This is a genomic window from Micromonospora inositola (assembly GCF_900090285.1).
GTDB lineage: Bacteria > Actinomycetota > Actinomycetes > Mycobacteriales > Micromonosporaceae > Micromonospora > Micromonospora inositola.
Window position 1 is genome coordinate 5,100,438 of record NZ_LT607754.1, and the last position, 11,390, is coordinate 5,111,827.

7 protein-coding genes and 1 pseudogene are annotated in these 11,390 nt (G+C 68.8%); 1 reads left to right on the top strand and 7 read right to left on the bottom strand.

Annotated elements, in window-relative coordinates; genetic code table 11:
• Positions 1-251: 251 nt before the first annotated feature.
• Positions 252-2,732, top strand: coding sequence for a glycoside hydrolase family 65 protein (locus GA0070613_RS24335; RefSeq protein WP_269459011.1), 2,481 nt, complete (start codon positions 252-254; stop codon positions 2,730-2,732).
• A gap of 64 nt (positions 2,733-2,796) precedes the next feature.
• Here the strand turns inward: GA0070613_RS24335 and GA0070613_RS24340 are convergent, their stop codons facing one another.
• The 7 genes and pseudogenes from GA0070613_RS24340 to GA0070613_RS24370 all read right to left on the bottom strand — a co-directional run bounded on the left by GA0070613_RS24340 (position 2,797) and on the right by GA0070613_RS24370 (position 11,120).
• Entirely contained in the window at positions 2,797-3,864 is a 1,068-nt protein-coding gene (locus tag GA0070613_RS24340) for a DNA glycosylase AlkZ-like family protein (RefSeq protein WP_172875886.1), read from the bottom strand.
• Positions 3,865-3,873: 9 nt separating this feature from the next.
• Positions 3,874-4,887: a tyrosine-type recombinase/integrase gene (locus tag GA0070613_RS24345; RefSeq protein ID WP_089014409.1), complete on the bottom strand. Its 1,014-nt coding sequence runs from the start codon at positions 4,885-4,887 to the stop codon at positions 3,874-3,876.
• A 1,008-nt stretch (positions 4,888-5,895) separates the two neighbouring features.
• Positions 5,896-7,155 (bottom strand): IS701 family transposase, encoded by a 1,260-nt coding sequence (locus GA0070613_RS24350; RefSeq protein WP_157746486.1) that lies wholly within the window; start codon positions 7,153-7,155, stop codon positions 5,896-5,898.
• Positions 7,156-7,559: 404 nt separating this feature from the next.
• Complete coding sequence (locus GA0070613_RS24355; RefSeq protein ID WP_089014411.1) at positions 7,560-8,111, bottom strand: hypothetical protein; 552 nt, start codon at positions 8,109-8,111, stop codon at positions 7,560-7,562.
• A gap of 140 nt (positions 8,112-8,251) precedes the next feature.
• Positions 8,252-9,340, bottom strand: a pseudogene (locus GA0070613_RS24360) (SpvB/TcaC N-terminal domain-containing protein).
• 243 nt (positions 9,341-9,583) lie between these two features.
• Complete coding sequence (locus tag GA0070613_RS24365) at positions 9,584-9,802, bottom strand: hypothetical protein (protein ID WP_089014412.1); 219 nt, start codon at positions 9,800-9,802, stop codon at positions 9,584-9,586.
• A 289-nt stretch (positions 9,803-10,091) separates the two neighbouring features.
• On the bottom strand, positions 10,092-11,120 hold the full coding sequence (locus tag GA0070613_RS24370) for a tyrosine-type recombinase/integrase (RefSeq protein WP_157746487.1): 1,029 nt from the start codon (positions 11,118-11,120) through the stop codon (positions 10,092-10,094).
• Positions 11,121-11,390: the final 270 nt, after the last annotated feature.

Sequence of the window (11,390 nt, forward strand, 5' to 3'; positions counted from 1 at the left end):
ATCAGTATCGCCGCTCGGTGTATGGCCCGGGCCATGACCATCAAACCGGCGGCGACGCGGGCCAGGGAGAGCCTGTCGTTCCAGGTACCGGCAGAACCCCCCACGAGCCCCCAACGTTCGCCGGTCCTCTCCGGTCCGGGCGTGGGGTTCCCAGCGACACCACCGCCTGGTGACCGCACAGCGGGTTTGTCGCGCCCAGGACGGGCTAAACGGCCCCCACCGTAGGACAGCGGAGGGAGCGTGGGGCGCCGGTGGCTGTAGACCCGGGTTGTGAGCTGTGCGCCGGGGATCTGCCGAGCGGCTGGGCGCTGACATACCCCGATGGCGACCCAGCCGGTGAAGCGACGCGGGAGACCATGCTGACCCTGGGCAACGGGCGCATGGCGACCCGAGGGGCGCCCCCGGAGGCGACATCCGACGGCGTCCACTACCCGGGCACCTATCTGGCCGGCTTCCACAATCGGCTCTCCGGCCGAACCAGCTCGGATGGCGAGGACAGCATCGTCAACCTACCGAACTGGCTGCCATTGACGTTCCGCCCGGCCGGCGGCGACTGGTTCACGCCGCAACAGGGGCGGCGTGTGCACGAGCACCGGGTGCTGGATCTGCGCAGCGGGGTCTATCTGCGGGAACTGCTGGTGGTCGACCGCCAGCAGCGACGGACCAGACTCCGGCAGCGGCGCCTCGTGTCGATGGCGAACCCTCATCTGGCGGTGTTGGAGACGACCATCGTCCCAGAGAACTGGTCGGGCCGGTTGGAAATCAGGTCGGCCGTCGACGCCGGGATCGTCAACTCCAACGCGGCGCTGGAAGCCGGAACCTGCGGTCGGCATCTCACCGACGTTGCCAGCGGTGCGGATGATCCGGAGACGGTGTGGTTGACCGCGGCGACGACCGGCTCCCGGCAGCGGCTCGCCGTCGTCACCCGCACCAGGGTCGGCGTTCCCGACGCCCCTGGGCCCCACGCCTCGCGGGTCACGGCCCCCGGGCCCGACGCCATGGGTCACGTGATCGGCGTCGATGTGGTGCCGGGGAGACGGGTGTCGGTGGAGAAGACGGTAGCGGTCTTCTCCAGCCACGATCGCGCCGTCGACGAGCCGCTGACCGCTGCGCGGGAGGAACTGCGGTACGCGGCGGCGTCCGATGCGTTGCTGGCCGAGCATGCCGCCGCGTGGAACCGGCTGTGGGAGCGGTTTCGGCTCGACGTCGGCGAGGAACACAGATGGCAGTTGCCGGTCCGGGTGCACACCTTCCACCTGCTGCAAACGTTGTCGCCGCACACGATCGCCCTGGACGCGGGCGTGCCCGCGCGGGGGCTGCACGGAGAGGGGTACCACGGCCACATCTTCTGGGACGAGCTGTTCGTCTATCCGTACCTGAACCTGCGGTTGCCGGAGCTGACCCGGGCGTTGCTGGAGTATCGGCACCGGAGGTTGACGGCCGCGCGGCGGCAAGCGGAGGCCGCAGGCATGGTGGGCGCCTTGTTTCCCTGGCAGAGCGGCAGCAGCGGCCAAGACGAAAGTCCCAGCCGTTCACGCTCCCCGGTCACCGGGAGGTGGGTGGACGACTACACCGGTCGGCAGCAGCACGTCAATCTCGCGGTGGCCTACTGCGTGTGGCGGTACTGGGAGACGACAGCCGACCTGTCCTTCCTCGTCAGCTGCGGGGTCGAGTTGCTGGTCGAGACGGCACGGTTCTGGGCCGGTCTGGCCACCTACAACCCGTCCGATGACCGCTACGACATCAGGGGGGTGCTGGGGCCCGACGAGTATCACGACGGCTACCCGGGCCGGCCCGGCCTGGGGCTGGACAACTCTGCGTACATCAACGTGATGGTTGCGTGGATGCTGACCCGCGCCGAGGAGGCGTACGCGATCACACGCGGGCACCCGGGTGCGGTGCCATGGCGGGAGGTCACCGTCGACGACGCCGAACGCCGCCAGTGGGCACACATCAGCCACCGGCTGCGGCTGGCCTTCCTCAACGACGGCATCCTCGCCCAGTTCGAACGGTACGGCGACCTGGCGGAGCTCGACTGGGACCGGTACCGGCGGCAGTACGACGACCTGCGCCTACTGGGGTCGCTGCTGCAGGCCGAGGGCGACGACCCCAACCGCTACAAGATCTCCAAGCAGGCCGATGTGCTGATGCTGCTGTACCTGTTCAGCGCCGAGGAACTCACCGGGCTGGTGCGCCGCCTCGGCTACGACTTCAACCAGTCCCGGATCCCCGCCACCGTCGAGCACTACCTGTCCCGCACGACGCACGGCTCCACCCTGAGCCGGGTCGCGCACGCCTGGGTGCTCGCCCGCACTGACCGTCGCCGGTCCTTCGACATGCTGCAGACCGCGCTCGGCACCGATCTCGTCGACCCGGAACACAGCTCGACGCGAGAAGGCATCCACCTCGGCGCCACTGCCGGCACGCTCGACATCCTGCAACGCTGCTACACCGGCCTCGAGGTCCGCGACAACGTCCTTCGACTCGACCCGCTGCTGCCCGAAGGACTCGACCACCTCGACACCGTGATCCGCTACCGCAACCTGTTGATCGACTTGCACGTCGACCGCGAGCGAGTGCGGATCTCAGCCGCCCCCGGGGCGGACCGACCCGTGCCGCTGACTGTCCTGGACAGCTCTGTGCTGCTCTCACCCGGCGACACGATCACCATCACGCTCAATCACCGCACCGGCCCGGCGGATCAACCGCCGCCCACCAACCCACCACGGTAGACGGAGCAAAGGTGACGCGACCGGCACCCTCGTAGGCTGAGGTTCGCTCTTCCACCCCGGACGCCTAACAATGGGCGTGCTCCACGGCGGTCAAACCCAGCCACGACGCCAACGCCTCCAGCTCGGCGCGCACCGCCTCAGCCACCTCCGCACCGAACGGCACGTCCTCGTGCACGGCGTGCACCCGCAGGATCGACGCCTTCCGGTCGGCCACCGCGTCCACCTTCCCGACCAACTCGTCGTGGTGCAGCACCGGCAACGCGAAGTAACCCCAGCGCCGCTTCGCCTTCGGCACGTACATCTCCAGGTGGTACTCGAAGCCGAACAGCTCCAGCGCGCGCTTGCGGTCGTGCACCAGCCGATCGAACGGCGACAGCAACGCCGTACGCCCCGCGAACGAACCACCGATCGCCGCCCGGTCCACCCGCCACCCGCCCGACGTGCCCTCCACCACCGCCGGCTCGCCGGCCTCGCCCACCACCGAGGAGCGGGCGATCCCCAGCGACCGCAACAGCCGCTCGTCCCGCAACCGGACCGCATCGCCCACCGGGACGACCGGCGCGCCCACCGGGTACACCCGCTCCGCCAGATCCCAGCGCCGCTGCCGCCCCACCCGACCGGAGATTGCGATCTCGCCCCGCGCGGCCAGAAACTCCAACATCTGCGTCACGTTGCGGTTGTTCGTCCACCCCGTCGACGGCCACGGCACCTCGCTGCGGTCCGGCACCTCCCGCGACAGCAGCGGCCCGGAAGCACGCAACAGGTCCAACACGTACCCGCGGAACCGCTCGTTGGCTTGCAGCCAGTCCCGCCGCCGCGCGTCCTGCGGCCATGCCGCCATCTCCGCCCGGTACAGCCCCAGGTCCGTCATCGGCCGCACCATCGCCCGATGCTCGAACAGCGTCCGGTCCCGCTCCACCGCCGACAGCAGGTGCTCCGGCTCGTACGCGCCCCCCAGCCGCGTCCACGCCACCAGGTCAGCGCTCGGCGCCACCGCGGCCGTCGGATCCAGCTGCAGGAACGTCAACCGGTCCACCACCGCCAGCAGATCGGAAGGCCGGCCCGCGTCGAGCAACTGGGCGCGGACCGCGATCCGCCGAGCCTCCACACGATCAAGCCGGTGCGCCACCATGCGCCGAGGCTAGCCCCGCCGACCGACAGCATTCCGACCCGGCAACTCGGCCAGCGCGCGATTCGTCCGGTTCGACCGCACCGCCGCCCGCTGCTGACCTGCCGTCACCTCGATGTACGTCTGTGAGGACGCCAACGACGCGTGCCCCAACAACCGCATGATCTCCGCCGCGCTCGCGCCGTCCTCGGCCAACCGGGTCGCGAAGGTGTGCCGCAGCGCGTGCAGCCGCGCCCCGCGCGGCACCCGGTCGCCGATACCGGCCCGCCGGTAACAGGACTCCACCAGGTACTGCAGCCCACCCCGGCGCAACGGCTCACCCCGCCGGTCCACCAGCAGCGCAGAATCCGGCCGCACGCTGCGCGCCCCGAACCGGTGGGCCCGACTCTCCAGATAGTCCGCCAGCACCCGGTCCAGGTCGTCCTCGATAGGCACCACCCGGGGACGACCGCCCTTGCCCGCCACATCGACCCGCCGTTCCCCGCTCCGACCGGCCAGCGACGCCACCCGCAGCGCCAGCAGCTCGGACAGGCGCAGCCCGGCGCAGAGCGCCAGGGCCAGCACCGCCAGGTCCCGTTCCGGCCACGGGTCGCGCTGCCGGCCGTCCTCCCGGGCCACCGCGGCGAGCAACTCTTCCGGGGTGCCCTCGCCACGCAGCGGCTTGGGCTGGGGGAGCGGGGCGCGGGGCCGCCCCACCGCCGGCATCGGATTTCCCGGTACGACCCCCTCGGCGACCAGGAACGTGAAGAAGTTGTTCCAGGTGGACCAGGCGCGGTGTACCGAGGCGGCGGCGCGGGGAGCGGCGTACCGGGCGAATGCGGCCCGCATGACCCGGGGGGAGAGGGCGCTGATCATCAGCTGGTCGAGGGGGAGGGGAGGGGTCGAATCCTCGCCCACCAGCGCGGCGACGCTGTTCAGGTCCCGCCGGTACGCGGCCAGGGTGTGCGGGGAAGGCTTCCGGGTGGCCCGGGCGGTCAGGAACTCCTCGATCAGAACTCCTACCGATTCGTCCCGTTTGTCATGCATAAGGGATATTATGCATGTTTTTCGGATTCCCGGCCAGGGTGGGAGAGGGGGAGCGGCGGGCCGGACCCGCTTGCATGGGCTGGTGACCACGGCCGCCTTGCCGGCGTATCGACCTGCCGCGCGGTGCTGCCTGCGCTGCTGGTGGACGTGCACCGTGATCTGGTCGGCTTTCCTCGCGGCCCTCGGCGCCTGGGGACAATGCGCCGGACTCGGGCCGCGTGCCAATGCGCTCGTGAAGGCCGTCGATCGGAACGTCGCCACCACGGCTCCGCTGACGACTGGCCGGGTCGCCCGAGGCCATGGAGGAGGCCCGCGAAACGACCTACTTGACATAATGTGCATTATCGAATCTGCGGTGGGACGCGGACCCCCGCGTGGTGATCTGTTCTTTCTCATTCATCTTGAGCCATTCTCAGTAAGTTGAGCCATGCCCTGACCCTTCTCACTAAGTTGAGCCACCGTTGCCACCAGGCGGCAGCTCGCGATCTTGGTCCCCTACTACGCTCGGTAACCAGGTAGTCGTTCATCCTCGGTCAGGTGCCTGACCGCGGACGGCCAACAATGGCGGGCCCTCGTCGACGCGTCTCGGTCCGGCATTTCTACGACGGCCGGTACCCGATCTTGGCGAAAGACGCCGATGTCTCACCGGCAAGGCCAAAGATGTCGACGTCTACCCGCATTACGGGTCCGTGATCGCCGGCGTGCTGCCCACCGCTCAACTGCCGGCGCTGGCCATAACCGACGTGTCCCCCCTCCCCTCAAGGCCGGTGATGCTCTCCCTGAAGCCCAGCGCGGCGACGTGGATCCCTCCCGGCGTTTCAGCCTCGCCGCGAACCCGGCCAGCGCGCTGACGAACCGGAATCTGACCGTCGCCTACAGGCGGCCGTACACGGCCGCGCCCAAGGCTGCGGACGCGCGGACGATGCAGGATGGCGGGCTCCGGCGGACGTTGGCCGAGCGAGCCTGAAGGGCTCACACAGCGAAACAACTGCTGCTAGTACTCCAACGTCACTTGACCTGTCGGCTGGCGTGGTGGCTGAGTCTGCGCTGGTAGTGGGATCGGCGGGCTCGGGCTTGGGATGTTCGTCGCCAGGTTGACCAGTGCAGGGTGTGTGCTGGTGGTAGTGGTAGGGCGAGGACGAAGGCGTTGAGGAGTCGGCGGATCTCCGCCACGGTCAACGCGATGATCTCCGGGTCGGAGTCGGCTTGCTCAGCGGAGGCGGCGGCGAGGACGGTCAGCACGGCCAGGGCGAGCATGGCCAGGGTGATGAACCGGTGCCAGCCGGTCCAGCCGCGGACCTGGTAGTGGTCCAGGCCGACTTGGCCTTTGCCGGTTTGGAACAGCTCTTCGATGCTCCAGCGGGAGCCGGCGACGGTCACGAGGGTGTGCAGCGGCACTGGCTTCGGTGACCAGCACAGGTAGAAGGCCAGCTCGCCGGTGCTGTGGTTGCGGCGGATGAGCAGCCAGCGGTGCTCGCCATGCAGGCTGGTGGTGATCCAGGCCCACAGGTAGTCGCGGGGTCCTTTCGCGCCGGGTCCGCAGCTGTGCCGTTGCCACTCGGCGGTGGGTATCCGGTCGGCGAGCTCGTCGACGCGGACGAGGGTGCGTCCGTCGTTGACGGTGACGCGTCGGTCGCAGCCGACCGCGAGGACATAGCCGACGCCGCGCTGCTCCAGGTCTGCGCGCAGGCCCGGGTCGGCGCCGTAGACCTCGTCGCCGGTGGCCCAGCCGACGGGAACACCATCATCCAACGCCGCTGCGATCATCTGCCGGGCCAGGGCCGGTTTCGTGGCGAACCCGACTTGATCAGGGACACCGGCGGCCGCACGGCGGTCGTGCCGTTCGCACCAGGTCGTCTCGGGTAGGTAGAGCCGGCGGTCGATCAACGCCCGGCCCAGGGGTGAGACGTAGGCCAGGAACACCCCGACCTGGGCGTTCTCGACACGACCGGCGGTGCCGGTGTACTGCCGCTGCACCCCCACCGAACCCAGGCCCTTCTTCAGGAACCCGGTCTCATCGGTGATCAGCACCCCCTCGGGGTGGCCAAGCTGCTCCACCAGCCAGGCACGAACATCGTCTCGGACGGCGTCGGCGTCCCACAACGCCGTGCGCAGCAGCCGCTGCATCGCCTGCGGATCCCCGTGTCCGGCCCGTTCCGCAAGCGACCAGCACGTCTTACGCTCCACGCTCGACAGCAGCCCCTCCACGAACGCTGCCGCCGTACGACGTGGCTCCGCGCGGGCGAACCGGTCAGCGACACGCGCCACCGCCTCGTCGAGGATGACCCGCCACCGGGCAGGGTTTACGCTGTGGCCCGCGGCCACTGCACGATCTTCGGTTGTCCTCACAAACCATCGATGATCACGCGGTGGCCGTCTTCATGCCTGCGCCACGCCCAACGCCGAAGGCAAGTGACGTTGGCGTACTAGCCTCAAAGCCGCAGGAGGCCCCAAGGGGTTCCCGCGCCCGCCTTGGGGCCCGCTCACGCGGGCCCTTCGTGCATCTGGCGGCCGGTTCAGTTTCCAACACCACGGCCCCGGCATAGCCGTGCTCTGGTGGCTACAAAGCGGCGAGTTCGCTGCGGCGAGCACCCAATGCGAAGCCGACCACGATGAGGGCCCGGTCGCGCAAGCCCGCCAGCAGCCGGCCGGAGCGACTAAGCCGACAATGCTCAGAAGAGCCGTGCGAGGGCGCGCGCCAGCCGTTCCGCTGATCCGTCCCCAGCTGGCGACTGACCGGCGGTCGCCAGGACGGCGGTGCGAAGGCTCGTCAGCCAGATCGGCGTCCACCGTTCCCAGGTGTGCACCTCGTAGAGCGCAAGGGTCGGATAGTAGGTCTCGGGGGTAAGCAGGAACAGACTGGCATCACTGGGAACGTTAGCTGCGTAGCGGTCAAGCTGGTTCACGCCGTCCTTCTGCCCGTTGAACTGGGCGCGGATCTTGACTTCACATTCGACCAGGACCGTCTCACCCCGCCACCCGACGATGTCGGCTTGGCCTCTCGCGCCAAAGCGGAAGTCGACGTCGGAGCCACACGAGAACAAGTGGTCACCCAGCTTGGGGATGCAGCGCAGCCCATACAGCAGAAGAGCTTCGAATAACCGCTCGTCGGCGTCTGTAGCGACGTCGGGATGGTCGAGCACCGCGAGCAGCGCTCTCGCAGCTGTCTGAGCGTCCAGCGCCGCATCTACTTTCGGGCCCGTGAAGGGCGTCGACTCCTGCACGGGTGCATAGTGCCATCCCGGTAGGACACAACCCACAATGCGTCAGTCCCAGAGGATCAACACATCGACCGACTGGTGATTCGTGCCTTGAGCTCCCGACAAGTCAGGAAACGATGTGCAGGAAGGAGCCGTACGAGCAGTCAGCCGAACTCGGCAGGCTGGTGCTGCAGGTCGGTGGAGCGGACCAGGCAGTCCGGCCCGACGCCGTCCTCGTCGGGGAAGTCGTGGAACATCAGGGTCCGCAGGCACCGGCGGTACGTCCGCACCTCGAAACCCGCCCGGTACGACGAGAACGGGTCGGGGCGGCAGGCCTACGGCCGGACCTCCACAGGCGACGGGGCGTCCGGATCGTGCTCGCCGTAGTCGAAGACCACCTGGAACAGCCACCCGCTGCGCACCAGGTCGGGCTCGATGAGTCGCGACGTCCGGTTGCCGTACCTGATCCGTTTGAGGTAGCGGTTGGCGGACCGGGTGGCGGTGGACCGGTGCGCCTCGTGGCTGGATCCGACGTCGACGGACTCTTCGTTCTCGGCCTTGTACTCGTACACCATCGCGTTGCCGGTGTCGTCGTAGGTCTCGCAGATCAACCAGCTGAACACCCTTACCGGATCGTCGGGGTCGACGATCCGGCTCGCGGCGCTGCCACCGTAGACGCTGGTGACGTTGTCGGTGGTGACCGACCGCCACTGGGTCTCGGCACTGTCCAGATCGGTCCACCGCTCGATCCGCGCAAACAGGCCCTCGATGCGCGGCCGGTACGCCCGCACCAGGTAGTCGCGGCCATCGCGACGCCGCCGCCCGGGCTCACCGGGAACCGGCACGAGATCCTCGCTGCCGGAGAGCAGGAAGGTGTCCGCCGGATCCTCGAGGTAGCGCGGCAGGCCCTTGTCGGTCTTGCGGGTAACCGCCGGCAGCGAAAGCCCGAAGCCGAAGCCGAACGCCCCGTTACCCGCCCCGGAGTCGTAGGTGAGCTGCAGCGACGGGCCGAATCCGGCCCGGCCCGGGCTGGTGGCGAGCGGGACCGTCAGGCTGCCGGTGCCGGTCACCGGGTTGGCTGCGAACTTCTCGCCGATCCCCCGGATGGCGCCGCCGCCCTTGGGCAGTGAGATGACCGGCGGCTGGGGACCCGCCGAGCGTTGACCCGCACCGCTGCCCGCCGGGCTCGCGGTGGGGTCCTGATCACCGTCCGAGGCTGCTCCGGCGGCGAATCGATCGCCCGGCGCGGTCATCGCCGGTCACCCGCTGGTCTGTGACAACGTGTGTCGTACGTGGGCCATCAGGATTCCCCCGTCTCGTCGTCACCCCGGGTGAGAGCAGCACCGAGCACCTCCAAATTTTGCTCAGTCGATCACCCTCAGTCAACAGCCGGATGCTTGTAGCGACACTTCCGGGTGTCAAGTTAATGACTACGCCACATCGAACCTCACAAACCTTCCGGGCGGCACGAGCACGACCGGCCGGTGCCCGTCGGCCTAAAACAGCTGCAGCCGGAAGGTGGCACGAGGCTCCCCGGGATGGTCCAGGCGGAACGGCTGCTTGTCGACGCCGCCGACGCGCACGTCGTCATCCACAGCAAAGGCGGTCGTCGCCGCCAACTGCCGCGGCCCGCGCCGCTTACCCCGCACCTCGACGCCTATTTTGATGGACGGGGGCGGGACGCCGAGAGCGCCGATCGGGAAGCTCGCGGTCATTCCGCTGACTACCACCAGCGCTACTCACCCAGTCCATGGCATTCGTCACCGTCCGGCCCCTTGCCCGCGCCACCGGTCTCAGTGCTGTCGAGCAGGTGTCCCTGCACAGCCCGCGGCTCGGTGCTGCCACTGCCCTCCTCACCACTGGGCTCCCCTGCACGAGGTGTGGAAACTTCCTCGGTCACGCCCACGCGCACACCGGGCCCCGTTACGACCGCAACCGCGACTGCTCGACCGCTCGGCTAGGTCTCGGCTTGGGATATGACGGTCGTTAGGAGCAGCGGGACGTTCACAGACCGACGTCGGTGAGGGCGTTGTCCTCCCACTGGTTGGCATCCTCGATGTAGCCGGCCAGGGTGGTGGAGCCGTCCTTCCACCCGCCGTGCCGAGCGATCCTCAAAGGGTTCTTGCCCTGCCGGTGGGTTTCGGTGGCGAACCCGCGGCGTAGGGAATGGCCGGAGAAAGCAGAGGCGGCGTCCAGGCCGGCGCGGAGTGCGGTGCGCCGGACGATGATGGCTACCGCCTGGCCCGTGATGCGACCGCTCGCCTCGCCGCGCCCGTGGGGAGCCCGGCCGAGGTTGCCGTACCGGTCGATGCGACGGAAGACTGGCCCCGACGTCTCCCCCCGCTTGGCGAGGGCGTCAAGCCATGCCTTCATCGTGCGCACGGGGCAGGTGGCCGGTCGCGACGTGTAGGGAAGAGCAGTGTGGCGGCCCACGGATTCCTTGTCGGTCTTCGACCGCCGGATGGCGACCTGCAGACCGTCGTCAGTGAAGGTGAGATCGGCGATGTTCAAAGCGGCGAGTTCGCTGCGGCGAGCACCCAATGCGAAGCCGACCACGATGAGGGCCCGGTCGCGCAACCCCGCCACGGTGGAGGTGTCGAGGGCTTCGACCATCGCGCGCAGCGCGGTGATGGTCAGTGCCTTGGCTTTACGCACTCCTCGGCCGCCCTCGGCGAGTTCGGAGCGATGCCGACGAAGCACGGCGCGGGCTGGTCTGGTGTTGGGCGGCTCGGTGTCGGCGCTGACGTGGGCGACCGTGACGGCCGCCATGGCGCGTTCGATCGTCGACGATGCCTTGCCCTCGTCAGCCAGATGCGAGACATACTCGGCCAGGGTCGCTGCGGAGGCTGGAAGACGGGATCGCTGGTTCTCGATGCACCAGGCAGTGAACCGACGCCAGTCACCGCCGTACGCTCGTCGCGTAGATGCCGGTACGGATTCGCGGATACGCCGGCGCGCCGACTCCGAGAGCTGTTCATTCGGATCGACCACGTCGGCCTGCTGGGCACTCCCCCGCGCAGCTACTTCATTCACGAGAAGCAACCTTATCGTGAATGAGGGACGGCCTAAGGTTGCCAATGTCCGGCGTGTCGCCGCAGCCGATCAGGTTCCGCGCGGGCGCACCTTCGTCAAGCGCGGCCCACAGTATCGCAGCTGCAACCGTGCGCCCCGTGCGATAACGACGAGGTCTGCGTCGACACCGTCCGCGGCTGTCCCGGCCCGTTCTTCGCCACCGCTGCAGTATCCACGGCGGCTGTCGATCCTTCGGACATCAGGTGCTTCTCCTTGATCAGGAGTTACACC